Source organism: Hydrogenophaga sp. (genome assembly GCF_051860785.1).
Lineage (GTDB): Bacteria > Pseudomonadota > Gammaproteobacteria > Burkholderiales > Burkholderiaceae_C > Hydrogenophaga.
The window spans coordinates 1-25,548 of the sequence record NZ_JBIMLB010000001.1 but is presented as its reverse complement, the minus strand read 5'-3'; the positions used below and the strand labels follow the sequence as shown (position 1 = coordinate 25,548).

The following is a 25,548-nucleotide window of genomic DNA, read 5'->3' as shown; positions in this document are numbered from 1 at the left end:
TGTTTCTCGCAGGTCGTTTACAAAGCGTCGCCCATGGCCTCGCCCATCTTCACGGCGGCTTCGGGTGCCCAGTCGGGGTTGAAGGCAATGGTGTCGCGCGGCCAGAGCAGCACCACGGTGGAACCCAAGAGGAAGCGACCCATTTCTTCGCCCTGTTGCAGGCGCACCGGCGCATCGCCGTAGCTCCATTCGCGCACCTCACGCGGGCGCGGCGGGTTCACCACACCATGCCAGGTGGTGGCCATGCTGCCGACGATGGTGGCGCCCACCAGCACCTGCACGAAGGGCAGCGTCGTCTCACCCACCTGCATGTCGAACACGCACACCACGCGCTCGTTGCGAGCGAACAGTCCCGGCACGCCTTGTGCCGTGGCCGGGTTCACGGAAAACAGGTCGCCGGGCACGTGGATCATGCGGCGAAGCGTGGCCTGCATCGGCATGTGGATGCGGTGGTAGTCCTTGGGGCTGAGGTAGATGGTGGCGAAGGCGCCATCATCGAATTGCGCGGCCAGTTCGGCGTCCCCCCCCACCAGGGCGCGGGTGCTGTAGGTGTGGCCCTTGGCCTGGTAGATCTGGTCCCGCGCAATGGCGCCGAACTGGCTGATGGCGCCGTCCACCGGGCAGACAAAGGCCGCATTCGCCAGGGGGCGCGCATCGGCGCTCAGCGCGCGGGTGAAGAATTCGTTGAAGCTGCCGTAGGCCTTCGGGTCCGGGTTGGCGGCTTCGGCCATGTTGACGCGGTACTTGCGGATGAAGCGCCGGATGATCCACTGCGTGAGGCCGCCCCAGCGGCCATTGGCCACCCAGCCTCCAAACACGGTAAGAGCCCGTTTCGGGAACAGGTATTGCAACGCAACGGAGAGGGGCATGGTCGATGAGGGAATGAGGCCTGGCCCCGGTTGGACAGCCCCGCATTGTAGGGTGGCACTCGAAGCAGTGTCTGGCCCGAGCGGGCACAATGCCGGCACATGAATCGCACCTTGTTCGAATGCCGCCACCTGGTCAAACGCTACGGCGAAAGCACGGTGGTGGACGACCTGAGTTTCTCCATCGAACCCGGCGAATGCCTGGGCGTGATCGGCCCCAACGGCGCAGGCAAGACCACCACCATCCGCATGTGCCTGGGCCTGACAACGCCCGACGCCGGCAGCATCACCGCCTTCGGGCAGGACATGCCGCGCGACGCGCTGGCCATCAAGGCGCAACTGGGCGTGGTGAGCCAGATGGACACGCTCGACCCCGACTTCTCCTGCGCCGAGAACCTGCTGGTCTATGGCCGCTACTTCCGCCTGCCCAAGGCTGCGATCCAGGCGCGCATTCCGCAGTTGCTGGAATTCGCCGCGCTCTCGCACAAGGCCGACGCGAAACCCGGTGAACTCTCGGGCGGCATGAAGCGGCGCCTGTCGCTGGCGCGCGCGCTGGTGAACGACCCGCGCCTGCTCATGCTCGACGAACCCACCACCGGCCTGGACCCGCAGGCGCGCCACCTCATGTGGGAACGCCTGCAACTGCTGTTGCAACAAGGCAAGAGCATCCTGCTGACCACGCACTTCATGGACGAGGCCGAGCGCCTGTGCTCACGCCTGCTGGTGCTGGACCATGGCCGCAAGATTGCCGAAGGCCGGCCGCGCGAGTTGATCGCCCAGCACCTGGAACCCGACGTGGTGGAGGTCTATGGCAACGGCGCCCTCGCGCTGGCCCAGGCGGAAGAACACGCTGCGCTGCGCGCGCTGGCGGCCCGCGTGGAGGTGAGCGGCGAGACCGTGTTCTTCTACACCGCGCAGGCCATGCCGCTGCTGGCCGCCCTGGGTGAGCAGCATCACCATTTGCGCGCCCTGCACCGCCCGGCCAACCTGGAGGACCTGTTCCTCAAGCTCACCGGGCGACAGATCCGCGAGGACGGCTGAACCATGAACACCACCACCCTTCCCCGCTCGCCCTCTCCGTGGGCACCGCCGCGCCTGTCCATGCGCTGGTGGCCTGTTTTTCTTCGCAACCTGCTGGTCTGGCGCAAGCTCGCCATTCCCAGCCTGGTGGGCAACATCGCCGAGCCGCTGATGTGGCTGATCGCCTTCGGCTACGGCATGGGCGCGCTGGTCGGGCAGGTGAGCATGAGCACACCACAGGGCACCGTGGCCGTTCCTTACATCCTGTTCCTGGCCAGCGGCAGCATCTGCATGAGCGCCATGAACGCCGCGACCTTCGAGGCCTTGTACTCGGCGTTCTCGCGCATGCACGTCCAGAAAACCTGGGACGGCATCATGAACGCGCCCGTGAGCCTGGACGACGTGGTGTTGGCGGAAATGCTGTGGGCGGCCTTCAAGGCCCTGTTCTCGGTGACGGCCATCATGGTGGTGATGCTCGGGCTGGGCATCAGCCACTCGCCCAAGCTGCTGCTGGCCTTGCCGGTGCTGCTGGGGGCGGGCATCACGTTCTCGTGCATTGCCCTGGTGTTCAACGCCCTGGCCAAGGGCTACGACTTCTTCACCTACTACTTCACGCTGTTCCTCACGCCCATGATGTTCCTGTCAGGGGTGTTCTTCCCACGGGAGCAATTGCCGGCGGTGGTGCGCCACGTATCGGACTGGCTGCCCCTGACCAGCGCGGTGGAACTGGTGCGGCCCCTGTTCATGGACCAGTGGCCTGCACACGGCTGGCTGCACGCCGGTGTGCTGCTGGCCTACACCGTGGGGGCGTTCTGGCTGGCCCTTGCGCTCACGCGCAAAAGGTTCGCTAGATGAAGGGCCCCCACGCTCCGCCGCTTCGCGGGTCGCTGCCCCCCGAGGGGGCTGGCCTTGCTTGGGGCGGCCCGGCACTGCGGCCGTCGGCTCAGTGAATGGCTTGCAGGGCAGGTTGGGCTTCGCAGTACAGCTCGCTGCCGGTGTCGATGAAGTCTTCGGCTTCGATCACGGCGTCGTAGGCCCGCGCGGCGGCGTCGAAGATCTTGGGGATCAGGGGCTTGTCCAGCGGACGGCAGACGCGGGCACGCAGGCCGCGCAGGTTGGCGCTGGTTTCCATGGCGCTGATCACGGCTTCCGGATCGAGCATCAGGACGAAGGGGTTGAGGCGGGTGGCGGTGGTGGACATGGCGGCTTCCTGAAGATGAATGGGGCGGGATTCGATGAAACAAACTGTATTCCCCACCCCCGCCAACGTTAAGTCGGCGCAGCCCCATTCACGCTGTAGGAACTTCGCTGACACCGCGTGCGCTTGCCCTACGCACGGTTCGTGACATCGATCACGGACCGTGCCGCAGAGCCTCCACACTCGCCCGCACGACCGACTGCACACTGCCGCTTTCCTTGTACCGGGTGCGCAGGAAGGTGGCGTGGTTGCCCACGCGCGCGGCCGTGCGCTCGATCTCGTCGAGCGCGGCCATGGAGTTCAGCGCCTGCCCGTGGTGCCCCAGATGCCGCAGCGTGGCCAGGATGTCTTCGCGGATGCTGATCTGCTCGCGCGTCTTGGGGTTGACCATCATGCCGTCCAGGCCGAAGCGGCAGGCCTGGAAGCGGTTGTAGGTGTAGACGAGGTAGTCGTCCTCTTCGGGGGGCAGTTCGCGGCGTTCCAGCAGGTGGCGGCACAGCGCCTGCAGGTAGCAGGCCAGGCCGGCGGCGCGCTCCACCGTCAGCGGCGTGTCGCACACGCGCAGTTCGATGGTGCCGTACTCGGGCTTGGGGCGGATGTCCCAGTAGAAGTCCTTCATGGACTTGACCACGCCCGTGCTCTCCATCTTGGTGAAGTAGACGTTGGCGAATTCCTCCCAGCTCAGCACGAAGGGTGCGCGGCCGCTGAGGGGAAAGGCGAACACCGAGTTCAGGCGCGCCGAATCGAACAGCGTGTCCACGCCCTGCGAGAACGGCGAAGACGCCGACAGCGCAATGAAGTGCGGCACGTAGCGGTTGAGCGAGTGCAACAGAAACAGCGCTTCGTCCGCACTGGAACAGCCGATGTGCACGTGCTGGCCGAACACGGTGAACTGCTTGGCGAGGTAGCCGTAAAGGCCGGAGAGTTCCTGGAAGCGCGGCTTGGAGAAGATGCGCTGCTCGAACCAGCGCTGGAAGGGGTGCGTGCCGCCGCCCGCGATCTCGATGTTGAGGCGGTCGCCCGCGGTCACCAGCGTGTCGCGGATCTGCTGGAGTTGCGCCAGCAGCGGACCGTGTTCGCGTTGCACGTCGGTGGCGATCTCGATCATGCTCTGCGTCATCTCGGGCGTGACCACACCCGGAAACGGCTTGCGGCGCAGCAGCTCCAGCAGGTCGTTGGCGCTGCTGGAGAGATCGAGGTCGTAGGTGTTGACGAGCTGCAGTTCGAGTTCGACGCCCATGGTGAGCGAGTCGGAGGATTTGAATGTCTCGAGTGGCATGGGGTCTCCTATTCCTTGGTCACGTGGGTTTCATGCGCGGCCATGAGCGCGCGCTGCGTGACGAGTGGGCCCAGCAGCTCCTGCATCAACATCATGCCGGCCATGATCGAGAGCACCTCCACCGCAGGCCCGAAGCCGTAGAGCCGGCTCTGTTCCAGCAGGAGGATGGCGAAAGCCGACATCGGCGTGAGCGCAAGGCCCGTGAGCACCCCCTTGCGTTCGGTAATGCCAGAGAGGCGCGCGGCCACCAGGTTGCAGCCCACCTTGGAAGCCGTGCGCACGCCGATCAGCAGCAGGCCCAGCAGCATGCCGGTGCCCACGTCGACCCAGTTCAGCAACGATGCGATGTAGACGAACAGGAAGATCGAGAGCAGGTCGCCTGCGGTGCCGAAATCGCGCTGGGCGTTGGTGAGGTGAACGCGGCGCTCGCGCGCCACGATGCCGAAGGTGAGCGCAGCCAGCAGCGGTGAGAGCTTGAGGCCGTAGGCGGCCGTGGTCAGCAGCAGGACCGACAGTGCGAACACCACCGTGACGCCGCGCTCGTGGGTGGTGCGCCGGCTCAGCAACCAGGGCACGGCCACGCCCAGCAGGCCGCCCACCGCCACCGAAGTGCCCACCACGTGGATGCTGCCGAAGGCCGCGAGCACCAGATCGCCGGAGTTGTTGAGGTACCAGTAACCCACCACCATTTTCAGCAACAACACCGAGATCATGCAGTTGATGGCGCACAGGTGCAGCACGCGCTCGGTCACCTGGCCGGCGCTGCGCAGCTCGTTGGCCACGCGCAGCACGCCTGCGGGTGAAGCCGAGACCGACAGGGCCGCAATGATGAGGCGCATGTCGGTTTCGAGTGCGAACCAGCCACCCACCCAATAGATCGCCGCGAAGGTGACCAGGGACTCCACCACACCAAGCACCAGCACCCAGGGGTTGTGGCGAAACCAGCGAAGGTTGATGCGATAGCCGAGTTCGAACAGCACCAGCGAGAGTGCCACGTTGGCCAGAAAGTCCAGGCCCGGCACGGCGATGGTGAGACCGGGCAGGTTGACCAGGCTGCACACCAGGCCCACGGCCACATAACTGGTGACGCGCGGCAGGTGCCAGGTCTCGTGCACGCGTTCGGCCACGAACCAGGCCAGCAGCAGCACCAGCGGCCAGGCAATGGATTGCAACAGAAAATCAAAATCGGTGACCATGGGCGGTACTCCTGAAAGGGGCCTGTGGGATGGGCTCCCGGCGGGTGCGAAGCACCGCAGGAAAGGTGGCACGCGGTGCCACCGCAAAAGTCAAACCGTGAAGCGCAGCGAGAGTTCCTGGAGGTTCAGCTCATCGAGCACCTGCTGCAGCCGTTGCCGGGCCCGCTCGCGGGTACCGGTCCGGTCCTGGGCCATTCTACGGGCCAGGATCAATTCGTTCTTGAGGGAGTGTTCCCACCCCACAAGCTCGGTCACGGTGACACTGTAACCGTGGGCTTCCAGCTGAAGACAGCGCAGCACGTTGGTGATCTGGCTGCCGAACTCGCGCGTGTGCAAGGGGTGGCGCCAGAGCTCGGCCAGCGGCGTGCGCGACAGGCTCAGGGCTTTGTGCTTCTTCATCACGCCAGCCACCTCGGCCTGGCAACACGGCACCAGCACCAGGTGGCTGGCCTCCTTGGACAGGCCGAAGGCAATGGCGTCGTCGGTGGCGGTGTCGCAGGCGTGCAGCGCGGTCACCACATCGATGCGCGCCGGAAGGTCCGGGTGGTTCAGCGCCTGCTGCACCGTGGTGGCCAGGAAGTCCATGCGCTCGAAGCCCAGCCGTGCAGCCAGAGCACGCGATTTCTCCACCAGCTCGGCGCGCGTTTCCACGCCGGTCACACGGCCCGCCGTCTTGTCCTTGAAGAACAGGTCGTAGAGGATGAAGCCCAGATACGACTTCCCTGCGCCGTGGTCGGCCAGGGTCACGTCACCACGCGCGGCCAGCACCTCGGCCAGCAGCGGCTCGATGAACTGCACGAGGTGGTACACCTGTTTGAGCTTGCGGCGCGTGTCCTGGTTGAGCTTGCCCTCGCGGGTGAGGATGTGCAGTTCCTGCAGCAAGGGCACGGACTGGCCCGGCCGCAGTTCGGGCAACTGCTCCTGCAGCGTGGGTGCTGTCCGCGCATTCGCCTTGTGTTTCGACATGCGCCGATCATAGGGGAGCGACAATCGCGCATGACCTCCGAGAACAACAGCAAGCACCCCTACAGCCAGCTCACACCCGATGTGGTGCAGGATGCGCTTGCGCAGGTGGGGCTCTGGGGCGATGGGCGCATCAGCGCCCTCAACAGCTTCGAGAACCGCGTCTACCAGATCCACCTGGAGTCACCCGTGGACGGCCACGAGCAGGTGGTGGCCAAGTTCTACCGTCCAGGCCGCTGGAGCGATGCGCAGATCGCCGAGGAGCACGCCTTCGCCGAAGAGCTCGTGGCGGCCGAGATTCCTGCCGTGCCACCCCTGCGGCTGAACGGCCAGACGCTGCACCACTTCGGCGGTTTCGCTTTCTCGGTGAGCCCACGCCGTGGCGGGCGCCGGCCCGAGCTGGACGACTTCGACGTGCTCGAGTGGATCGGCCGCTTCCTGGCGCGCATCCACAGCGTGGGCGCGGCCCGGCCGTTCGCCGAGCGCCCAGCACTCAACGCCGCAAGCTTCGCGCACGAACCTCGAGACTGGTTGCTGGACCATGCTGCGATTGCGCCCGAGGTGCGCACCGCCTGGACGGCCGCGCTGGAAGAAGCCCTGGCCCTGATCGAGGCCCACCCTGCGCTGCGCCCCGGTGCACCGCTGGAGGAAGACGGCATCGGGCTGATCCGCCTGCACGGCGACTGCCACCCAGGCAACATCCTGTGGACCCCGGAAGGCCAGCCGGGCGCCGGCCCGCACTTCGTGGACCTGGACGACGCCCGCACCGGACCCGCCGTGCAGGACCTCTGGATGCTGCTCTCGGGCGACCGCCGGCAGCAGACGCAGCAACTCGGCGCGCTGATCGACGGCTACGAGCAGTTCCGCCGCTTCGACCGGCGTGAACTGGCGCTGATCGAGCCGCTGCGCACGCTGCGCCTGATCCACTACAGCGCCTGGATCGCGCGCCGCTGGGACGACCCCGCTTTCCCCATCAATTTCCCCTGGTTCGGCACGCGGGATTACTGGCAGGGCCAGGTCGACATGCTGGTGGAGCAGATCGAGGAAATGCAAGGCTCGCCTTTGGTGGCCTGAAGACCCGTCTGTTTGTGTGGTTGCTATCAATTCAATTGTGCGCAATATAATTGTTCGTCACAATCCATCCCCATGAACACGCCACGCATCTCCTCCGACCAGGCCCTGCAGCTGGACCACCAGCTCTGCTTCGCGCTGTACTCGGCCTCGCTGGCCATGACCAAGCTCTACAAGCCGCTGCTCGAAGACCTGGGCCTGACGTACCCGCAATACCTCGCCATGCTGGTGCTTTGGGAAACAGACGGCGTGACGGTCTCTGAACTGGGCGAGCGCCTGCACCTCGATTCGGGCACGCTCACCCCCCTGCTCAAGCGCCTCGAAGCCGCCGATCTCGTGAGCCGCCTGCGCGACGTGCAGGACGAACGCCGCGTGCTGATCCGCCTCACCGCTGCGGGGCGCAAGCTCAAGGCCCGCGCCGCACGCCTTCCTGGCTGCGTGCTGCAGGCCACCCAATGTGATCTTTCTGAAGTGCTGGACCTCACCCGACAGGTGCAGGCCTTGCGCGACCGCCTCACCGCCTGACCACCCCCTTTTCAAACCCGCCTGTTCGCAGGTCATTCAACCCAAGGAGCCACACCATGCCCACTTCCCTCGACAAAGTCCTCTACACCGCCCGCGCCCACACCACCGGCGGCCGCGATGGCGCTTCGCGCACCGACGATGGCCTGCTCGATGTGAAGCTTTCCCCACCCAAGGCCATGGGTGGTGCCGGCAACGCCACCAACCCCGAGCAACTGTTCGCTGCGGGCTATTCGGCCTGCTTCATGGGCGCGCTCAAGCACGTGGCGGGCATGAAGAAGGTAGCCGTGCCGGCCGATGCGTCGATCGACGCTGAAGTCGACATCGGTCCCATCCCCGCAGGTTTCGGCATTGCCGCCCGCCTGGCCGTGAGCCTGCCGGGCGTGGATCGCGCCGTGGCGCAAGACCTGGTGGACACGGCGCACAAGGTCTGCCCGTATTCGAACGCCACCCGCGGCAACATTGATGTGACGATCACGTTGAAGTAAGCCCACCCCTGCGGCGCTTCGCGCCACCCCCTCAAAGGGGGCAATGCCTGCGGGCCGGCAAAGCCGGACCCGCGGCATTCTCGACCGGTCACTTCTTGCTGGCTACGGCGCGACTTCGCCGCCCGCCTGCTTCTGCTTCGGATCGTTCGGGTCGTAGATCACCGAACTGGTGCCCACGCCCACACCCACGCGGGCCCTGCTGTTGCCGATCGGGGTGCTGGCGCCCACGCCGGCACCGGCGCTGACCTGGCCGCGCTGGTTCACGCCCACGCCCACACCGACCGGGCCCACGCCGGTGCTCACCCCCGCACTGACGCCACCTGTGCCCGCACCGATGCCGATGGAGAACGGGCCGATGGGCACCCCGATGCCCACACCGGCGCCGACAGAGCCGCAGCCCGCCAGCAAGGCACCCAGAGCGAGGGTCAGGCCGACGAGGGGTCGGGACACACGGGGATGTAGCGTCTGTTGAAGGGTGTTCATGGTGGCGGTACTCAAAAATCAACAAGGCGCGCCATGCGGTTGCCTGCGCGGAACCCCATTGTGAGCGCCAGACGCGCCAAAAGTGCCGTGCGTTACCGCACGTTGCGAAACCTCAGGCTCACGCCGCCGGCGGGGACAGGCGCTCCATGAGGTCTGCCAGCCAGTCGGCGCGCGGCGTGGCAGCCGATGCAGACCGCACCAACCAGCCGCCGTCCGTCGCTTTCTGCAACTCGGCCAGCCCCTCCTGCCAAAGCAACCAGGCCAGCCATGCGCAGGAAACAGCCGACGGCTGCTCCCCCACGGGTGATGACAACAGGCCCGTGAGCGCCAACGCGTCGGGCAGCTTCACCCCCTCGGGTTGCAGTTCACCCCCCAGGGCATGTGCCAGGACCGGCAGCGCGGCCGCCCCTTCGATGCGGGGGCCGAATTCCTTCAACCAATGGTGCAGGTGGGCAGCAATGGCCGCGCCGCGCTGCGCCTCGGCCTGCATGAGGTCCGCGTGGTGCCAGCGATGCCAGTCCACGGTGGGCTCTTCGACACCCGTGAGCAGCGCAGCCTGCGCATACCGGTACAGTGCCTGTTCGTGACCGTCGGGCTGCACGGCGGCGCAGAGCATCAACAAGGCCGCCAGTCGATTCGAGCGAAGCTGGCTCTGCTGGGCCAGCAGCTTGTCGCGCATGAGGCCATCGCGCTCGCTGCGCAGTTGGGCCAGGTCGAGCGCGTTCTTCAGGTCGGCGCGCAGGCTTTCGATTTCCCAGGGCTTGTTGATGTAGCGGTAGATCTCGCCAGCGTTGATGGCCTCCACCGCATCTCCGATATCGGAGTACGCCGTGGTCAACATGCGCACGACGCCCGGGTAGTACTCCCGCGCGTGGCGCAACAACTCGTTGCCGTGTTCACCCGGCATGCGCTGGTCGCACACCAGCACCGCCACCTCTGCGCCGTGCGCCTTCAACATGACGCGCCCCTCCTCCACCGAACCCGCCGTGATCACCGGCGCCAGAGGGCTGACCAGACGTTCAAAGTACTTCAGCGCCATGGCCTCGTCGTCCACATAAAGAATCTTCACAGGCTTCATCGGGCTTCCTTGTCCAGGTCTGATTGTTCTTGGGCAGATGGGAAATACAGGGTCACGGCTGTGCCTTGACCGAGGTCGGAGCGCACGTCGATGACCCCTCCGAGCGAGGTCATGACACGCTGGCAGAACAGCACACCCATGCCGCTGCCGCCGGAATCCGCACGGGTCGTCACAGGCTCCACGGTGAGGCGACGCAGCACGTCAGGCGGAATGCCCGGGCCGTTGTCGCTCACGCGGATACACGCCTGAACCGGCAGGCCTGGCGCGGGCGAGGCGCGATGCAACGCAATGGACACGCCCGGCTGCAACGGGGGGTTGGACCTCATCGCCAGCAAGGCGTTCTTCAACAGGGTGCAAAGAACCAGGTAAAGCAGGTCACGCCGTCCAGGCAAGGTGAAATCGGCGCTGACGTCGGTCGAGAGCCAGGGTGCCTCACCATCCTCGAAGGGATACTCTTCTTCCACTGAACGCACCAGATCACTGGCCAGCAAGCTCACCGATGCGTCACCCCGGCTGGCATCGCGCGCGCTCTGTACGAACGTGGAAACCAGCGATTGTGCGTAGGCAGCGCGGCGCTGGGCCGCTTCAATCATGAAAAGCACGTCGCCCGGCTTCTGTTGCTCGATGTGGGCCACACCTTCCTCGCCTTCGGGCGCGTCGCGGTGGCGCTCGCGCATGGCCGTCAGATAACCCCGCACGGTCGCCAGCGGCGATGTGACTTCATGCGCCAGGAAGCCCAGCGTTTCGCGCAGCGCAGATGCCCGCCGCTCGATCAGGTGCTGTTGTCGAGCACGTTCCACGCTGGCCGCGAGCGATTCCTGCAAGACCTGCCGCGTCAGCGACTCATCCAGCGGCTTTTCCAGGATGCTTTCCACTTGCCCCAGATTGATGGCCGACATCGCCACATCTTTGTCGGCGTAAGCCGACATCAGCACGCGTGCCACGTGAGGGTACAAGCGCCGGACCGTGCTCAGCAGCGCAACGCCATCGCGCCCAGGCATGGAGTAGTCGGTGATCAGCACGGCCACGTCTCGGCCGCGTTCGGCCAGCAAAGCCAGCGCCTCGGCGGCTCCGCCCGCGGTGAGCACCACGAATTCACCACCGTACAACCGTGCGAACCACTTGCAGGCCTGTGGCTCGTCGTCCACCATGAGCACCGCATGCGGTCCCTGAGGTGTCACCGTCATTCCCTTGTCTTCTTTTTCGTTCATTGCGGTCTCGGCAAATCAAAGGTGAACTCGGTCCAGGCCCCCGTCTCACTTTCCACCGCCAGGGTTCCACCATGGCGCTGGACGATGCCGTAACTCACGCTGAGCCCCAGCCCAAGGCCCGCGCCCACGTCGCGCGTGGTGAAGAAGGGTTCGAACACCCGCTCGCGGTTTTCTTCCGCGATGCCATGGCCGTTGTCGCGCACCGAAATGCACAACCGTTGGCCGTTCTGGGCCACCCGCACGTCGATACGGGGTGCTTCACGTTTGGCCGCCAACACCGCATGCGCAGCATTGCTGAAGAGATTGATCAGAACACCGATGATGGCCGGCTCATCGCCGATCACATGGGTGTCCTGCGGCATGTCCACTTTGACCTCAATGCCCTTGAGTTCGTGACCCGCCAGGCGCAACGCGGAGCGCACCGCGTTTTCCAGCAGGAACAGACGCTGACTGTCCTGGCCTGGCTTCTGGTAGGCAAAGGTCTTGAGGTCAGAGACGATGTTCTGAATGCGCTGCATCCCTTCGCGCGCGTCAACCAGACTCTCCTTGAGCAGGGCATCGCCCTCGACGGCAGGCGAGGTCAACCCCATGTTGATGGCCATGAGGCTGTAGTTGACCGGATTGTTCAGTTCGTGCAGGAGGCCTGCTGACAGCGTTCCGATGGCCGCCATCTTCTCGCGTTGCAACAATTGGCCCTTGACTTCGGCCAGCGTCCGATTGGTCTCCATCAGCGCGGTGTTTTTTTCCGCCACCTGCTTTTGAAGGTTGAAGAGGTTGAAGCGGCCCCGTTCATTGAAATACGTGCAAAACGAACTGATCGTGGCAGAGAACAGGATGAACAGTGAGATACCGACAAAGCGGTAGACGTCCTGCAAGCCTTCCGGATGGAGAAAACAGGCGAGCGCGTACACCGCATAGGTGAACAGGCCAAAAGCCAGGCTCTCGAAGAACGCGAGGGGCAGGATGATGCCGGTGGCGTAGAGGGCCAGGTGCAGGCCGACGAAATAGATCGACCCCACACCGTCCATGGCCCAGATCATCCACGCGATCATGACCTGTGGCAGTGCAAGCCACAGCAGGGTGAGCGGTCGCACCCATTTCAACCCGTTGGACGAGTACAGCAATCTGAGAATGATCAGCGTGAGCGCCACCACAATGAAGCGAGCCGGCGCGAGCAGCCCGAACGAGTCGCGGTACAGCGCGAAATCCAGCCCCAGACCAAAAAGCACCAGCACCATCGAAACAACGGCGCCGGCCTTGCTGTAGGTCAACCTGAACTCGCCAAGTTCCTGGTGATAGAGAGACAAGCGGGGTGAATTCATCGACAAAACAACCTCACAAGTCCGGAACACGAAACTCGGCGAAGACGTTCACGCCAGTGACGTCGGTGAAGAGACGGGTACCTTCTCTCGGTTCGGGCAACACGGCTTCGAGGCCGGCCTCGTCCCGATAAATCAGGTGCCACTCAAGAAGATGCTCCATCACGTTTTTCTGCGGATTGATCGAGTGAACGTTGGTCACCATCACCGAGCCTCCCGGACGGGTGCGCACCACAAAGTAATCCAGCAGACGCGAGCACACCTTGTCAGACAAGTAGTCGAACAAGCCCGCACAGTACACAAAATCGAACACACCGCTGTCCAGGCTGTCTTCGCGCTTGGATGCGCGTTTGAGCAGCTGGTGCACGGACTCCTGAACGTACTCCACTTCCACAGACTTGCCCCCGCGCAGCGCAGCGTCGGCAATGCATGCGCGGGTGTATTCGAGCGTGGGCTCGCTGAAATCCAGCAAGGTGAATTCCAGGCTGCTGGCGTTGGGGTCGGACGCGATGAAGCGCTGAATCTCGATGGCAGGGCCACATGCCACATTCAGCACCCGAACTTTTCTCCCCTCACTCCTGGCCACTGCAGCCGCTCGACCCAGGTATTCCACGAGGATGTCGATGCGATTGCGGTGGGCTTGCGCCACGGCGGCCTTGAGGAAAAAGGCGTTGATGATCTGGAAGTAGGTGCTGTTCCCCTGGCGCGGGTCGGCCAGTATCTGGTTGACCATCTCGTAGTCACCCGCGTAGCCCAGTGGCTTGGCAAAGGTGCGATAGACGAACGGCGCCCGAAGCAACAGCGGATGCAGCGAGGTTTGTGCAAAGTTCCGGTGCGCGACGGAATCATCTTGCGGAACACGCGAGCCTTCGTCCTCCAACCAGATGAAATACTCCGCTCCCTTCTTCATGATCGGCTCGGCCAGTTCATCGAACACATCGGAGCGGATGCGGCCGTCGGACTCGCGTGGCAGCATGGAGGAAAGATCGGCCTGATCGGCCCAGCGCGCCGTCTCGGCCAGAAAGGCCCGGAACTCGCTGATGGCGACCTGGTAGCTCTGCTTGACCTTGAAACGCGTCTCCCAATCGGCAACGAAGCGTTCGGCTTCGCTGCGCACCTGGCTCACGTTGCCGCGGATGGCGTTGAGATCGGACCACTCATCGATCAGCGCCACCGATACCACGGCCATCAGCCCGGTGTTGAGAAGGCTCACCACCACCGCCTTGCCCTTGTAGATGTTGGCATCGCCCGACCGGATGGTGAGCTCGCTGAGCACCTCGCTCACCTGGACGATCGAATACGGGTTGTAGATCTCCATGACCAGCGAGCGACGCTGCAAGCTGGTCATGGTCCCGCGCGCACTTTCTCCCTGGCTGTTGCGAAAGGTGACGACGTGATCGAATGGGCGCTGTAGGTACACGGTGAGGCCGATGAGTCGATGGGCGGAGCAGGTGCGGTGCACTGCCCCTTGGAGGGCTCCCCACGTGGAGTGTAGTCAACTGTTCGGCCGATCCCCGGAGCAGGTTCTTTCCTTCAGATCAGCAAGGCATTGACCCGTTTCACGTAGGCCGCCGGATCGTCGGGCAATCCGCCTTCGGCCAGCAGCGCCTGATCGAACAGGATGTGGGCGAGGTCGTCGAAATGCTCGCTCGCCTCCAGCTTTTTCACCAGCGCGTGGTCGGCGTTCACCTCCAGGATGGGCTTGACCTGCGGCGCGGGTTGCCCCGCCTGCTTGAGCATGCGCGCGAGCTGCGTGGAGTAGTCGCCATCTTCCACCACCAGACAGGCCGGCGAGTCGACCAGGCGCGAAGTCACGCGCACGTCCTTGGCCTTGTCCTTGAGACTTTCCTTCAGGCGGTCGAGCACCGGCTTGAACACCTCGGCCGCGGCCTCGGCGGCCTTCTTCTCTTCCTCATCCTGCAGCGAGCCCAGGTCCACCGCGCCCTTGGCCACGCTCTGCAGCGGCGTGCCATCGAACTCGGTGAGGAAGGACAACGCCCACTCGTCCACGCGGTCGGTCATCAGCAGCACCTCGATGCCCTTCTTGCGGAACACCTCGAGCTGCGGGCTGTTCTTCGCTGCGGCCAGGTTGTCGGCGGTGATGTAGTAGATCGCCTGCTGGCCTTCCTTCATGCGGGTCTTGTAGTCGGCCAGCGACGTGGCTTCGGCCTCCGAGGTGCTGGCAAAGCGCAACAGCTTGGCCAGCTTGTCGCGGTTGGCAAAGTCCTCGCCGAGGCCTTCCTTGAGCACGCTGCCGAATTCGGCGTAGAAGCGGGTGTACTTCTCGCCGTCCTTGCTCAGGTCGTCCAGCATGGCCAGCACGCGGCGCGTGTTGCCTTCACGGATCGCCTTCACGTCACGGCTTTCCTGCAGCAGTTCTCGGCTCACGTTGAGCGGCAGGTCGGCCGAATCGACCACACCCTTGACCCAGCGCAGGTAGGCCGGCATGAGCGCTTCGGCCTCGTCCATGATGAACACGCGCTTCACATACAGCTTGATGCCGGCCTTGCGGTCGCGGTTCCACAGGTCCTGCGGCGCCTTGCCCGGGATGTAGAGCAGTTGTGTGTACTCCGTGCTGCCCTCCACGCGGTTGTGGCTCCAGGCCAGTGGGGCCTGGGTGTCGTAGCTCAGGTTCTTGTAGAACTCGGTGTACTGCTCGTCGCTGATGTCCTTCTTGCTGCGGGCCCACAGCGCGTTGGCCGAGTTCACGGCGTCCCATTCGCCTTCGCGCACGTACTCGCTCTTCTCGGCGTCCCACTCCTCCTTCTCCATCAGGATGGGCAGGCTGATGTGATCGGAGTACTTGCCGATGATGGATTTGAGACGCCAGTGGTCGAGGTAGTCGCTCGCATCTTCGCGAAGATGCAGGATGACGCTGGTGCCGCGCGCCGCGCGCTCGATGGCCTCGACCTCGAAGTCGCCGGTGCCGCCGCTGGTCCAGCGCACGCCTTCGGCCGCCGGCAGGCCGGCGCGGCGCGACTCGACGGTGATCTTGTCGGCCACGATGAAGCCGGAATAGAAGCCCACGCCGAACTGGCCGATGAGCTGGGCGTCCTGCTTCTGGTCGCCCGAGAGGCGGCTCATGAAGTCCTTGGTGCCGCTCTTGGCGATGGTGCCCAGGTGCTCGATGGCCTCCTGCTCGCTCATGCCGATGCCGTTGTCGGTGATGGTGATGGTGCGGGCCTCGCGGTCGAAGCCCACGCGCACGTCCAGATTCGGCGCGTCCTCGAACAACGCCGCGTTGTTCAGGGCTTCAAAGCGCAGCTTGTCGCACGCGTCCGACGCGTTGGACACCAGCTCGCGCAGGAAGATGTCGGGGTTGGAGTACAGCGAATGCGTGACGAGGTGCAGCAGCTGCGCCACCTCGGCCTGGAAGGACAGGGTTTGTTTGCTCATGGGAGTCTGCAAGGATGAAAGACGGGGGTCGGAACCGCCGACGCTGGCGCGGCGAGAAGCGGAATTATGGGCGGACGCCCGGAATTCAATCGTCCGCCGGGGGCGGAACGGGCGCGAGCCACTGCACCATCTGCTCGGCCACGGTCTGGCTGGAGAGCAGGTCCAGGTGCCCGGTGCGGTAGAAGGTGCGCTGGCTGTCACGTGCAAACACCAGGCGCCGCCGGGGGTCGTCGTGCTGGCCCAGCGCGCTGCGCAGCGGCACCAGGCCGTCGCCCAGCAGCCGCTCGGCCAGCACACTGCGCTGCGGCGCCAGCGTGCCGGCCGCCGTGAAGCAGGCCACGCCCTCGGGCAACGGCAAGGGTTCGCGGTGGTCGTCGGCCGAGCGGAAGCGGTCGCGGCCCTGCCAGTCGGCTTCGCGCACGTGGCCATGGCGCAGGTCGGTGATGCCGGCGCTGCGCAACTGGCCGAGCCGGCCGAACGGGGCGGAAAAGGGCGACGCGGCGAGCAGCACGTCGATGCCATGGCCGGTGCGCTCCAGCGGCGCGCCGTGGTGCGGCGTGCCCAGGAACACCAGGTGGCGCAGCCGCGCGGGCCAGCGCAGGCCCGCTACCTGCGCCTCGAAACAGGCGGCGCGTGCCACCAGCCCGCCCATGCTGTGGCCCAGCAGGGTGATGGTCTGCAGCGGCACGGGCCATTGCGCGGCGAGCGCTTCAAGCTGGCGCGCCAGCTCGCGCCCATTCACCGAGATGTGCAGGCCGCTGTTGTAGCGCAGGTAGACCGGCGTGCAGCCCAGCCGGCTGGCGAGCCAGGCACCGTGGTCGTGGCCGCCGCGATGCCATTGCGCGTCGTTCATGCACAGGCCATGCACCAGCACCAGCAAGTGCGGCGTGGCACCGCCCAGGCATTCGCGCAGTTGCGGTGCGCGGTCCAGCGGCAAGCGTTCGCCCTGGTACCGGAGCTCCATGGCCTGGGTCAGGGGATTGCCGCTGGCCTGCAGGCGGTCACCCAGCACGCCGTTGAGCGCGGCGATCACGGCTTCGCGGGCGGGCGATGGCGCGGGATGCAGGGCGGGCTCGTCGACCAGTGGCAGCAGCGTGGCCAGCGCACCGTCGAGCCCATGGCCCACGAAACCGGTCACGCCGCGGATGCCCTGGTAGATCTGGCCGGTGAGCCCACCGGCGCGGTCCGGCAGGCGGCCCGCCGGCAGCCCGATGCGCTCGCGCACCGACTGGTGCACGCCTTCGGCGATGCCGATCACCCCTGTGGTGGCTTCGGTGGCCAGTTGCACCGCCGCCCGCAGGTCGGTGGGCCGCAGGTGGCGCAGCAGCGCAAGCTGGGTGGACGTGGGTCTGGAGAGGGTCATGGGCCATTCTGGACCGGATCCCTGCCCGCGAACCATCAAAACCTCTCACCAGGCCCCAGATAACGCCACTGCCCCACCGGCAGGTTGCCCAGCAGCACCCCCCCGATGCGGATGCGCTTCAGGCCCACGACGTGCAGGCCCACCTGTTCGCACATGCGGCGGATCTGCCGCTTCTTGCCCTCGGTGAGCACGAAGCGCAGTTGCTCGGGGTTCTGCCAGTCCACCTGCGCGGGTTTGAGCGCCTGGCCGTCCAGGCTCAGGCCGTGACGCAGCAGGGCCAGCTGCTCCGGTGGGAAGACGCCCTGCACGTTCTGCGCCACCAAGCCAGCGCCTTGCGGGCCGTTGGGCGCGTACTGCACGCGCACCAGGTATTCCTTCTCCACACCGCTGTGCTCGCCGATCAGCGTGCGCGCCACGCGACCGTCCTGGGTCAGCACGAGCAGGCCGGTGGAGTCGATGTCGAGCCGACCGGCCGGCGCCAGGCCGCGCGTGTGCTCGGGGGCAAAGCGGCGGCCATCGCCCGGCATGCGGGCATCGCCACGCCACTGGCTGGGCGCGCCGATCAGCGTGGCAGCGGCCTCGTGGCCGTCTTCGGGCTGGCCGCTCACGTAACCCACGGGCTTGTGCAGCAGGATGGTGACCTGCCCGCTCTGCTGGTGGCGGGCCTGGGGCGCCACCTCGATGTGTGCATCTGCGGGAACCGGCTGGCCCATCACCGCCGGCTGGCCATTCACCTTCACCCAGCCGCGCGCGATCCACTCGTCGGCTTCGCGGCGCGAGCACAGGCCGAGGTCGGCCATGCGTTTGTTGAGGCGGATTTCGCCGCGCACGTTGCCCACGCGGGCGAGATCTGGGCGATGGGGCTGCGGCTGCGGCCTGGGCGGGGCGGCAGGCGGGCGTGGCCGCTCGATGCCCTGGCTCTCGGGCCGGGCGCGCTTCGAGGCAACGCCGGGCAGAGGTTCGCGCGGTGGCTTCGGCGCCGAGGCCGAAACGCTCTTGGCGCGCGCCGGGCCCGGTGGGCGCACCGGCGCACGGCGTGGCGCGAAGGGATCGGTCGGTTTGCTGGGCGCACCCGGTTTCAGTTTGAGCGTTCGGGCGGGTTTGTCGGTCGTCATGCGGCGATCATCCCTCATCGAGCGTGCCAGACCTCAACGCAGTCAAGTCCAGCACGCGCAAACCACCGTACTCGACCCGGATCCACCCCTTCGCCGCCAGCGTGGTCAGCGCCTCGTTGACCCGCTGGCGCGAGAGGCCCACCAGATAAGCCAGTTCCTGCTGGGTGATGCGCAGCACGCCGCCCACGTTGGGCGAGAGCAGCGGGTGGAACAGCGCGGCGAGGTTGCGCGCGACGCGCAGGTCGGGGTTGTTGAGGCGGTCGATCTCGCGCGCCGCGATGAACTGGCCCAGTCGCTCGTTGAGCTGGTGCATCACGAAGCGGTTGAAGCCGATGGAGTGGTCCAGCAGCCAGTCGAATGTCTCCACGGGCAGGCCGGCCACCCGGCTCTTGCGCAAGGCCAGGATGTTGTAGCGGTACTGCTCGTGCTTGAGTACCGTGCCCTCGCCGAACCAGCCCCCGGGCGCCACGCCGGTGAAGGTGATCACCGGGCCTTGCGAATCGTCGTTGCTCATCTTGAGCAGGCCATCGACCAGGCCGAACCAGTAGGTGACGGGCCGCCCGAAACGGCAGATGTAGTCGCCAGCCTCGGCATCGCCGACCACGAGCGAGGCCACCGCGCGATCGCGTTCCAGTTCCGTCAAGCGCTGCAGCCAGGGAATTTCGGCCAGCTCGGATTCGGTCGGTGGCCGCGCGCGATCGCGCAGCACATTGCCGGAACGGTGAGGCGTGAAAGGACTCATGGCGGACTCCCGGTGAAGGCATCGACGGGCTAGGGAAAGTCCTAGGAGGGGAGACCCGGGATTGTCGTCGAACCGACAACATGACGTCAAACGAAGGCCTACCATCCGCGAAACAGTGAACGGTCCGTCCTAGTGCATCGCACAGCGCGCCGACCTCTCACCCGGCACAGGAGACACGCATGCAATTCACGTTCCCCCAGCTCTTGCTGGACCACGCCAGGCAGCGACCGCAGGCGGCCGCCATGCGCGAGAAGGAATACGGCATCTGGCAGACCACCACGTGGGCGCAGATGGCCACCCTGGTGGAAGCCCTGGCCTGCGGCCTGCACCAGGCCGGGCTGCAGCGCGGCGAGCACCTGGTGGTGATCGGTGCCAACCGCCCCCGCCTCTCCGCCACCATGCTGGCCGCGCAGTCGCTGGGCGCCATTCCCGTGCCGCTGTACCAGGACGCGGTGGGCACCGAATGCATCTTCCCGATCAACAACGCCGAGGTGCGCTTCGTGGTGGTGGAAGACCAGGAGCAGGTCGACAAGATGCTGGAGATCCGCGAGAGCTGCCCGCAACTCTCGAACATCTACTACGACGACCCGCGCGGCCTGCGCAACTACGACCAGCCTGGCCTCACCAGCATGGAAGCGCTGGTGGGCGCCGGCCAGGCGCACGCGAAGGCGCATCCCGAGCTGTTCCGCGATCAGGTCGCGCTTGGCCAGCCGGGCGACGTGGCGGCGATGTTCTTCACCAGCGGCACCACCGGCAACCCCAAGGGCGTGGTGCACACGCACCTCACGCTGATCGATCGCGCCAGCGTGGGCGCGAAATTCGACAAGCTCACCGCCGACGAGGAGGTGCTGGCCTACCTGCCGCCGGCCTGGGTCGGGCAGAACATCTTCAGCTACGCGCAGTGGCTGGCCTGTGGATTCGTCGTGAACTGCCCCGAGTCCGCGGCAACGGTGACGATCGACTTGAAGGAGGTCGGGCCGACCTACTACTTCGCGCCGCCGCGCGTGTTCGAAGGCCTGCTCACCAGCGTCATGATCCGCATGGAAGACGCGGGCGCCATCAAGCGGGGTTTGTTCCATCACTTCATGAACCTGGCGCGCCGCGTCGGCCCCGACCGCATGGACGGCAAGCCGGTGGGCCTGCTGGACCGCCTCTGGTACGCCGTGGGCGACGCGCTGGTGTATGGCCCGCTGCGCAACAACCTCGGCATGAGCCGGGTGCGCGTGGCCTACACCGCCGGTGAAGCCATCGGCCCGGACCTTTTCAGTTTCTACCGTTCGATCGGCATCAACCTGAAGCAGCTCTACGGTTCCACCGAGACCGCCGTGTTCGTCTGCCTGCAGCCGGACAACCAGGCGCGCGCCGACACCGTGGGCGTGCCATGCGACGGCGTGGAGATCAAGCTGTCGGAGAGCGGCGAGATCCTGGTGAAGTCCCCCGGGCTGCTCAAGGGCTACTACAAGAACCCTCAGGCCACGGCCGAGGTGCTCACGCCCGATGGCTGGTACCACACCAGCGACGCGGGCTTCATCGACGCCTCGGGCCACCTGAAGATCATCGATCGCGTGAAAGACGTGGGGCGCCTGAAGGGCGGCGCTTTCAATGGCGCCATGTTCGCGCCCAAGTACGTGGAGAACAAGCTGAAGTTCTTCTCGCACATCAAGGAGGCCGTGGCGTACGGCGACCAGCGTGAGAAGGTCTGCGTGCTGATCAACATCGACTTCGACGCCGTGGGCAACTGGGCCGAACGGCGCAACCTGCCCTACGCGGGCTACACCGACCTGGCGCAGAAGCCGGAGGTGTACGAACTGATTCGCGAGTGCGTGGAAAAGGTGAACGCCGACCTGAGCCGCGACGAGATGCTCGCGGGCAGCCAGATCAGCCGCTTCCTGGTGCTGCACAAGGAGCTCGACGCCGACGACGGCGAGCTCACGCGCACCAACAAGGTCCGGCGCGGCTTCATTGCCGACCGTTACAACGTGCTGGTCGACGCGCTCTATGGCGACAAGACCGAGCAGTACATCGAGACCCAGGTGAAGTTCGAGGACGGACGCACCGGCTCGGTCAGCGCCACCCTGAAGATCCAGGACGCCAAGGTGTTCTCCCCCGTGAAGGCCGCGGCATGACCCAGAAAAAGATCGGCGAGGTCATCCTCGACGTGCACCACATCAGCCTGCGCTTTGGCGGCGTGAAGGCACTGAGTGACATTTCCTTCAACGTGAAGGAGCACGAGGTGCGCGCCATCATCGGCCCCAACGGCGCGGGCAAGAGTTCCATGCTCAACTGCATCAACGGCGTGTACCAGCCGCAGGAGGGCTCCATCAGCTTCCGGGGCCAGACCTTCAAGCACATGAACAGCCGCCAGGTGGCGGAGATGGGCATCGCGCGCACCTTCCAGAACCTGGCGCTCTTCAAGGGCATGAGCGTGATCGACAACCTCATGACCGGGCGCAACCTGCGCATCAAGAGCGGGCTGCTTTCGCAGGCCTTCCGCAATCCCTTCGGCATTGGCGGTGCGCAGAAGGAAGAAGAAATCCACCGCGAATTCGTCGAACACATCATCGACTTCCTGGAAATCCAGGCGCACCGCAAGACGCCGGTGGGCCAGCTTCCCTACGGCCTGCAGAAGCGCGTGGACCTGGGCAGAGCCCTTGCCATGGAGCCGCAGGTGCTGCTGCTCGACGAACCGATGGCGGGCATGAACATGGAGGAGAAGCAGGACATGAGCCGTTTCATCCTCGACGTGAACGACGAGTTCGGCACCACCATCGTGCTCATCGAGCACGACATGGGCGTGGTGATGGACATCTCCGACCGCGTGGTGGTGCTCGACTACGGCAAGAAGATCGGCGACGGCACCCCCGAAGAGGTGCGCAACAACGAGGAGGTGATCAGCGCCTACCTCGGTACGAGTCACTGAACGAGGCACCCCATGGCATTTTTTCTGGAAACCCTCTTCGGCGGCCTCATGGTGGGCATGCTGTATTCGCTCGTGGCCCTGGGCTTCGTGCTGATCTTCAAGGCCTCCGGTGTCTTCAATTTCGCGCAAGGCGCCATGGTGCTGTTCGCCGCACTGGCGATGGCGCGCTTCTCGGAATGGGTTCCGCAGTGGCTGGGCATCGAGAGCAAGCTGGTGGCCAACGTGGCGGCCTTCGTCATCGCGGGCCTGCTCATGTTTGCCATGGCCTGGTTGATCGAACGGCTGGTGCTGCGCCATCTGGTCAACCAGGAAGGCGCCACCCTGCTCATGGCTACGCTGGGCATCACCTATTTCATCGACGGCCTGGGCCAGACGCTCTTTGGCAGCAACATCTACAAGATCGACATCGGCATGCCCAAGGACCCGGTGTTTGTGCTGGATTCGGTGTTCGAGGGCGGCCTTCTGCTCAATCAGGAGGACATCATCGCGGCGGTCATCGCAGCGGCCATGGTGATCGTGCTCAGCCTGTTCTTCCAGAAAACGTCCACCGGCCGCGCGCTGCGCGCGGTGGCCGACGACCACCAGGCCGCGCAATCCATCGGCATCCCGCTCAACCGCATCTGGGTCATCGTGTGGTGCGTGGCCGGGCTGGTGGCGCTGGTGGCCGGCATGATCTGGGGCTCCAAGCTGGGCGTGCAGTTCTCGCTGACCACGATCGCGTTGCGCGCCTTGCCGGTGGTGATCCTGGGCGGCCTCACCTCGGTGCCGGGCGCCATCATCGGCGGACTGATCATCGGCGTGGGCGAGAAGCTCTCCGAGGTGTACCTGGGCCCCTATGTGGGCGGCGGCATCGAGATCTGGTTCGCCTACGTGCTCGCCCTTGTCTTCCTTCTCTTCCGCCCGCAAGGTTTGTTCGGCGAGAAGATCATCGATCGCGTTTGAGGACCTGACCCATGTTCTACAGAGAAAACGGTCAGTTCAAGACCTCCTACAGCGCCGACCAGCAGATCTTCCCGATCGCGCAGGACCGGTGGTTCGTTGTGGCGCTGGTGCTGCTGGCGTTCATCGCAGTGCCCATGCTGGCCAGCGATTACCTGATGCGCGCGATCCTGATCCCGTTCCTGATCTTCTCGCTCGCCGCGGTGGGCGTGAACATTCTGGTGGGCTACTGCGGCCAGATTTCGCTGGGTTCGGGCGCGTTCATGGCCGTGGGTGCCTACGGCGCCTACAACTTCTTCGTGCGCGTGCCCGGCATGCCGCTCATTCCCGCGCTGATCCTGGGCGGACTGTGCGCCACGTTCTTCGGCATCCTGTTCGGTCTGCCGAGCCTTCGGGTGCGCGGTCTCTACCTGGCGGTGGCTACGCTGGCCGCGCAGTTCTTTGCCGACTGGATGTTCCTGCGCATCAAGTGGTTCACGCTGGACACGCCTTCGGGCTCGGTGGCGGTGTCCAACCTGCAAGTGTTCGGCATGCCACTGGAGAGCGCGGCCAGCAAGTATGTGTTCTGTCTGGCGCTGCTGACGGTGATCGCGCTGCTGGCCAAGAACCTGGTGCGCAGCGCCATCGGGCGCGAGTGGATGGCCATTCGCGACATGGACGTGGCTGCGGCGGTGATCGGCATCCGGCCGATGTACGCCAAGCTGAGCGCGTTTGCGGTGAGCAGCTTCATCATCGGCGTGGCCGGTGCGCTGTGGGCCTTCATCTACCTCGGTGCCTGGGAGCCCTCGGCCTTCTCGGTGGACTACTCCTTCCGACTGCTCTTCATGGTCATCATCGGTGGCCTGGGATCCATCATGGGCAGCTTCTTCGGCGCGGCTTTCATCGTCGTGTTGCCCATTGCGCTGAGCCAGTTCCTGCCGTTCGCGGCCGGCCTGTTCGGCATCTCCATCTCCACCACCGCTGTCTCGCATGCCGAGCTGATGATCTTCGGTGGGTTGATCGTGTGGTTCCTGATCGTGGAACCACATGGACTGGCGCGGCTGTGGTCCATCGGGAAACAGAAGTTGCGCCTGTGGCCATTCCCTCACTGACCGTGTGGGCGAGTGCTCGCAATTACCGATGTTTTCCGATGTGTTTGCGCGTTTACTGACAGAGCGTTTTCCAACCCCTGAAACCTAGTAGGAGACAAAGATGAAACTTCGCAAGATCGTGGTCGCGGCCACCGTGGCCCTGGCCGGCACCGCTTCGCTGGTATCGACCGCCGCGCTGGCGCAAGCCAAGGAGCAGTACCTGCCCGTGCTGTCGTATCGCACCGGTGCCTACGCGCCCAATGGCACGCCAACGGCCAACGGCATCGTGGACTACTACAAGCTGGTCAATGCGCGCGGCGGCATCAACGGCGTCAAGCTGCTGGTGGAAGAGTGCGAAACCATGTACGACACGGCGCGCAGCGTGGAGTGCTACGAGCGCCTCAAAGGCAAGAACGGCGGCGCGGCCCTGATCCACCCCTGGTCCACCGGCGCCACCTTCGCGTTGACCGAGAAGGCGCCGGTCGACAAGATTCCGCTGATCACCACCGGTTATGGCCGCAGCAATGGCTTGTTCATAGTGCCCCACTTCGTTAAGTGCTTGAAAACATTGAGATCTGGTTCTCGGAAAAAACCTGACACGGGCGATCTGTTCGGGCGACGGCGTCGATCACCCGTTGGTCCTGCAGATCGCTCGCGCGAATCTGATACGGCGCGCGTGGAACGACTTGCTCTGCGGGCAGCAATCCTTCCTTGATGAGGCGTCGGATTCGGTGGTTGTTGACGCCCAGCTTAGCGGCCGCCTCTGACATGGTCAGCCACGCGCCTTGCTTGTGCGCCGACCGGTACGCACGGATGTCGTTGACCATGCGCACGGAGCTCACGCGGTGCGCAGTCCAGGTCTTGCCCTGACCGGTGGGCAGGCCCATACGGTTGAGTGTCGCGGCGATGTGTTCGTCGGACCACTTGGTCGCCATGCTGCGCATCACGGCCAACGCCTCCTCTGGCGTGCGGCAGCCGTGCTCGCCGGAGCGCGGCTTGATGACCTTCACCTGAGAATGCTGTCCACCGCGCCAGTGGATCGTCAGCACAACCTCGCGGGCTGCGTCATCGACGTCGGCGACGATGTCCTTGACGAGAGAACGTAGCAACTGCTGTCGCGAGCGCATCGTCACGCCCGGCGCGTTCCACGCACCGGCAAGATCCTCAGCCAAGCCAGACAAGTCGGGCTTGGTCGTTGCCTGCTTCTGTTCGACCGCGTTCAAGCGCTGCTCACAGGCGAGCACTCGTTGCAACGCGGTTTCCCAGGACTTCTCGAGCTGCGCGGCGATCAACCGGTTAGCCGGATCGC

The 25,548-nt window shown here is 65.3% G+C and carries 24 protein-coding genes and 1 pseudogene; 10 read left to right on the top strand and 15 right to left on the bottom strand.

The window, feature by feature from the left end; all coding sequences use genetic code 11:
* Positions 1-17: 17 nt before the first annotated feature.
* Positions 18-869 (bottom strand): archaetidylserine decarboxylase, encoded by an 852-nt coding sequence (asd, locus tag ACTIF6_RS00125; RefSeq protein ID WP_439585968.1) that lies wholly within the window; start codon positions 867-869, stop codon positions 18-20.
* 99 nt (positions 870-968) lie between these two features.
* Between asd and ACTIF6_RS00120 the strand changes: the two genes are divergently transcribed.
* Together ACTIF6_RS00120 and ACTIF6_RS00115 are read left to right on the top strand one after the other, a co-directional pair.
* Positions 969-1,907, top strand: coding sequence for an ATP-binding cassette domain-containing protein (locus tag ACTIF6_RS00120; RefSeq protein WP_439585967.1), 939 nt, complete (start codon positions 969-971; stop codon positions 1,905-1,907).
* A 3-nt stretch (positions 1,908-1,910) separates the two neighbouring features.
* Positions 1,911-2,741, top strand: coding sequence for an ABC transporter permease (locus tag ACTIF6_RS00115; RefSeq protein ID WP_439585966.1), 831 nt, complete (start codon positions 1,911-1,913; stop codon positions 2,739-2,741).
* An 88-nt stretch (positions 2,742-2,829) separates the two neighbouring features.
* On the opposite strand, the gene ACTIF6_RS00110 is transcribed toward ACTIF6_RS00115, so the two are convergent.
* The 4 genes from ACTIF6_RS00110 to ACTIF6_RS00095 all read right to left on the bottom strand — a co-directional run bounded on the left by ACTIF6_RS00110 (position 2,830) and on the right by ACTIF6_RS00095 (position 6,525).
* Positions 2,830-3,087: a hypothetical protein gene (locus tag ACTIF6_RS00110; RefSeq protein ID WP_439585965.1), complete on the bottom strand. Its 258-nt coding sequence runs from the start codon at positions 3,085-3,087 to the stop codon at positions 2,830-2,832.
* A gap of 151 nt (positions 3,088-3,238) precedes the next feature.
* A complete protein-coding gene (locus ACTIF6_RS00105) occupies positions 3,239-4,363 on the bottom strand; it encodes a YbdK family carboxylate-amine ligase (RefSeq protein ID WP_439585964.1) in 1,125 nt (374 codons plus the stop codon).
* A gap of 8 nt (positions 4,364-4,371) precedes the next feature.
* Positions 4,372-5,559, bottom strand: a complete 1,188-nt coding sequence (locus tag ACTIF6_RS00100) for a cation:proton antiporter (protein ID WP_439585963.1) — start codon at positions 5,557-5,559, stop codon at positions 4,372-4,374.
* A gap of 90 nt (positions 5,560-5,649) precedes the next feature.
* Positions 5,650-6,525 (bottom strand): class I SAM-dependent methyltransferase, encoded by an 876-nt coding sequence (locus tag ACTIF6_RS00095; RefSeq protein WP_439585962.1) that lies wholly within the window; start codon positions 6,523-6,525, stop codon positions 5,650-5,652.
* A gap of 30 nt (positions 6,526-6,555) precedes the next feature.
* Between ACTIF6_RS00095 and ACTIF6_RS00090 the strand changes: the two genes are divergently transcribed.
* The 3 genes from ACTIF6_RS00090 (at position 6,556) to ACTIF6_RS00080 (ending at position 8,603) form a co-directional block, all read left to right on the top strand.
* Complete coding sequence (locus ACTIF6_RS00090; protein WP_439585961.1) at positions 6,556-7,596, top strand: serine/threonine protein kinase; 1,041 nt, start codon at positions 6,556-6,558, stop codon at positions 7,594-7,596.
* 72 nt (positions 7,597-7,668) lie between these two features.
* Positions 7,669-8,118 carry a MarR family winged helix-turn-helix transcriptional regulator gene (locus ACTIF6_RS00085; protein WP_439585960.1) on the top strand — a complete coding sequence of 150 codons (450 nt, stop codon included), beginning with the start codon at positions 7,669-7,671 and terminating at the stop codon, positions 8,116-8,118.
* Between the two features lie 56 nt (positions 8,119-8,174).
* Positions 8,175-8,603: an organic hydroperoxide resistance protein gene (locus ACTIF6_RS00080; protein WP_439585959.1), complete on the top strand. Its 429-nt coding sequence runs from the start codon at positions 8,175-8,177 to the stop codon at positions 8,601-8,603.
* Positions 8,604-8,705: 102 nt separating this feature from the next.
* On the opposite strand, the gene ACTIF6_RS00075 is transcribed toward ACTIF6_RS00080, so the two are convergent.
* The 9 genes from ACTIF6_RS00075 to ACTIF6_RS00035 form a co-directional block, all read right to left on the bottom strand.
* The gene (locus tag ACTIF6_RS00075; RefSeq protein WP_439585958.1) at positions 8,706-9,086 is read right to left on the bottom strand and encodes a hypothetical protein; all 381 of its coding nucleotides are present in this window, start codon (positions 9,084-9,086) and stop codon (positions 8,706-8,708) included.
* A gap of 118 nt (positions 9,087-9,204) precedes the next feature.
* On the bottom strand, positions 9,205-10,164 hold the full coding sequence (locus ACTIF6_RS00070) for a response regulator (protein ID WP_439585957.1): 960 nt from the start codon (positions 10,162-10,164) through the stop codon (positions 9,205-9,207).
* On the bottom strand, positions 10,161-11,375 hold the full coding sequence (locus ACTIF6_RS00065; protein ID WP_439585956.1) for an ATP-binding protein: 1,215 nt from the start codon (positions 11,373-11,375) through the stop codon (positions 10,161-10,163). The genes ACTIF6_RS00070 and ACTIF6_RS00065 overlap by 4 nt, the downstream gene beginning before the upstream one ends.
* Positions 11,372-12,697 carry a sensor histidine kinase gene (locus ACTIF6_RS00060; protein ID WP_439585955.1) on the bottom strand — a complete coding sequence of 442 codons (1,326 nt, stop codon included), beginning with the start codon at positions 12,695-12,697 and terminating at the stop codon, positions 11,372-11,374. The genes ACTIF6_RS00065 and ACTIF6_RS00060 overlap by 4 nt, the downstream gene beginning before the upstream one ends.
* Before the next feature lie 13 nt (positions 12,698-12,710).
* Positions 12,711-14,114 carry a class I SAM-dependent methyltransferase gene (locus ACTIF6_RS00055; RefSeq protein ID WP_439586514.1) on the bottom strand — a complete coding sequence of 468 codons (1,404 nt, stop codon included), beginning with the start codon at positions 14,112-14,114 and terminating at the stop codon, positions 12,711-12,713.
* 113 nt (positions 14,115-14,227) lie between these two features.
* Positions 14,228-16,090 (bottom strand): molecular chaperone HtpG, encoded by a 1,863-nt coding sequence (gene htpG / locus ACTIF6_RS00050; RefSeq protein WP_439585954.1) that lies wholly within the window; start codon positions 16,088-16,090, stop codon positions 14,228-14,230.
* A gap of 85 nt (positions 16,091-16,175) precedes the next feature.
* Positions 16,176-17,453 (bottom strand): PGAP1-like alpha/beta domain-containing protein, encoded by a 1,278-nt coding sequence (locus tag ACTIF6_RS00045; protein WP_439585953.1) that lies wholly within the window; start codon positions 17,451-17,453, stop codon positions 16,176-16,178.
* 35 nt (positions 17,454-17,488) lie between these two features.
* A complete protein-coding gene (locus ACTIF6_RS00040) occupies positions 17,489-18,409 on the bottom strand; it encodes a pseudouridine synthase (protein WP_439586513.1) in 921 nt (306 codons plus the stop codon).
* 166 nt (positions 18,410-18,575) lie between these two features.
* Complete coding sequence (locus ACTIF6_RS00035; protein ID WP_439585952.1) at positions 18,576-19,310, bottom strand: Crp/Fnr family transcriptional regulator; 735 nt, start codon at positions 19,308-19,310, stop codon at positions 18,576-18,578.
* 179 nt (positions 19,311-19,489) lie between these two features.
* On the opposite strand from ACTIF6_RS00035, the gene ACTIF6_RS00030 reads away from it, so the two are divergent.
* The 5 genes and pseudogenes from ACTIF6_RS00030 to ACTIF6_RS00010 all read left to right on the top strand — a co-directional run.
* Complete coding sequence (locus ACTIF6_RS00030; protein WP_439585951.1) at positions 19,490-21,436, top strand: AMP-dependent synthetase/ligase; 1,947 nt, start codon at positions 19,490-19,492, stop codon at positions 21,434-21,436.
* Entirely contained in the window at positions 21,433-22,230 is a 798-nt protein-coding gene (locus tag ACTIF6_RS00025) for an ABC transporter ATP-binding protein (protein ID WP_439585950.1), read from the top strand. The genes ACTIF6_RS00030 and ACTIF6_RS00025 overlap by 4 nt, the downstream gene beginning before the upstream one ends.
* Before the next feature lie 12 nt (positions 22,231-22,242).
* Positions 22,243-23,172 (top strand): branched-chain amino acid ABC transporter permease, encoded by a 930-nt coding sequence (locus tag ACTIF6_RS00020; protein ID WP_439585949.1) that lies wholly within the window; start codon positions 22,243-22,245, stop codon positions 23,170-23,172.
* 11 nt (positions 23,173-23,183) lie between these two features.
* A complete protein-coding gene (locus ACTIF6_RS00015) occupies positions 23,184-24,260 on the top strand; it encodes a branched-chain amino acid ABC transporter permease (RefSeq protein WP_439585948.1) in 1,077 nt (358 codons plus the stop codon).
* Between the two features lie 100 nt (positions 24,261-24,360).
* Positions 24,361-24,762 (top strand): annotated as a pseudogene (locus ACTIF6_RS00010) (ABC transporter substrate-binding protein); the annotation flags it as partial.
* A gap of 28 nt (positions 24,763-24,790) precedes the next feature.
* Here ACTIF6_RS00010 and ACTIF6_RS00005 read toward each other — a convergent pair.
* A partial coding sequence (locus tag ACTIF6_RS00005; protein ID WP_439585947.1) for a helix-turn-helix domain-containing protein occupies positions 24,791-25,548 on the bottom strand: 758 nt, incomplete at its 5' end.

What these genes read in the sequence shown, in the direction of transcription:
- asd (WP_439585968.1), bottom strand. Translation starts at nt 869, where the DNA reads ATGCCCCTCTCCGTTGCGTTGCAATACCTGTTCCCGAAACGGGCTCTT.
- ACTIF6_RS00120 (WP_439585967.1), top strand. Translation starts at nt 969, where the DNA reads ATGAATCGCACCTTGTTCGAATGCCGCCACCTGGTCAAACGCTACGGC.
- ACTIF6_RS00115 (WP_439585966.1), top strand. Translation starts at nt 1,911, where the DNA reads ATGAACACCACCACCCTTCCCCGCTCGCCCTCTCCGTGGGCACCGCCG.
- ACTIF6_RS00110 (WP_439585965.1), bottom strand. Translation starts at nt 3,087, where the DNA reads ATGTCCACCACCGCCACCCGCCTCAACCCCTTCGTCCTGATGCTCGAT.
- ACTIF6_RS00105 (WP_439585964.1), bottom strand. Translation starts at nt 4,363, where the DNA reads ATGCCACTCGAGACATTCAAATCCTCCGACTCGCTCACCATGGGCGTC.
- ACTIF6_RS00100 (WP_439585963.1), bottom strand. Translation starts at nt 5,559, where the DNA reads ATGGTCACCGATTTTGATTTTCTGTTGCAATCCATTGCCTGGCCGCTG.
- ACTIF6_RS00095 (WP_439585962.1), bottom strand. Translation starts at nt 6,525, where the DNA reads ATGTCGAAACACAAGGCGAATGCGCGGACAGCACCCACGCTGCAGGAG.
- ACTIF6_RS00090 (WP_439585961.1), top strand. Translation starts at nt 6,556, where the DNA reads ATGACCTCCGAGAACAACAGCAAGCACCCCTACAGCCAGCTCACACCC.
- ACTIF6_RS00085 (WP_439585960.1), top strand. Translation starts at nt 7,669, where the DNA reads ATGAACACGCCACGCATCTCCTCCGACCAGGCCCTGCAGCTGGACCAC.
- ACTIF6_RS00080 (WP_439585959.1), top strand. Translation starts at nt 8,175, where the DNA reads ATGCCCACTTCCCTCGACAAAGTCCTCTACACCGCCCGCGCCCACACC.
- ACTIF6_RS00075 (WP_439585958.1), bottom strand. Translation starts at nt 9,086, where the DNA reads ATGAACACCCTTCAACAGACGCTACATCCCCGTGTGTCCCGACCCCTC.
- ACTIF6_RS00070 (WP_439585957.1), bottom strand. Translation starts at nt 10,164, where the DNA reads ATGAAGCCTGTGAAGATTCTTTATGTGGACGACGAGGCCATGGCGCTG.
- ACTIF6_RS00065 (WP_439585956.1), bottom strand. Translation starts at nt 11,375, where the DNA reads ATGAACGAAAAAGAAGACAAGGGAATGACGGTGACACCTCAGGGACCG.
- ACTIF6_RS00060 (WP_439585955.1), bottom strand. Translation starts at nt 12,697, where the DNA reads ATGAATTCACCCCGCTTGTCTCTCTATCACCAGGAACTTGGCGAGTTC.
- htpG (WP_439585954.1), bottom strand. Translation starts at nt 16,090, where the DNA reads ATGAGCAAACAAACCCTGTCCTTCCAGGCCGAGGTGGCGCAGCTGCTG.
- ACTIF6_RS00045 (WP_439585953.1), bottom strand. Translation starts at nt 17,453, where the DNA reads ATGACCCTCTCCAGACCCACGTCCACCCAGCTTGCGCTGCTGCGCCAC.
- ACTIF6_RS00035 (WP_439585952.1), bottom strand. Translation starts at nt 19,310, where the DNA reads ATGAGTCCTTTCACGCCTCACCGTTCCGGCAATGTGCTGCGCGATCGC.
- ACTIF6_RS00030 (WP_439585951.1), top strand. Translation starts at nt 19,490, where the DNA reads ATGCAATTCACGTTCCCCCAGCTCTTGCTGGACCACGCCAGGCAGCGA.
- ACTIF6_RS00025 (WP_439585950.1), top strand. Translation starts at nt 21,433, where the DNA reads ATGACCCAGAAAAAGATCGGCGAGGTCATCCTCGACGTGCACCACATC.
- ACTIF6_RS00020 (WP_439585949.1), top strand. Translation starts at nt 22,243, where the DNA reads ATGGCATTTTTTCTGGAAACCCTCTTCGGCGGCCTCATGGTGGGCATG.
- ACTIF6_RS00015 (WP_439585948.1), top strand. Translation starts at nt 23,184, where the DNA reads ATGTTCTACAGAGAAAACGGTCAGTTCAAGACCTCCTACAGCGCCGAC.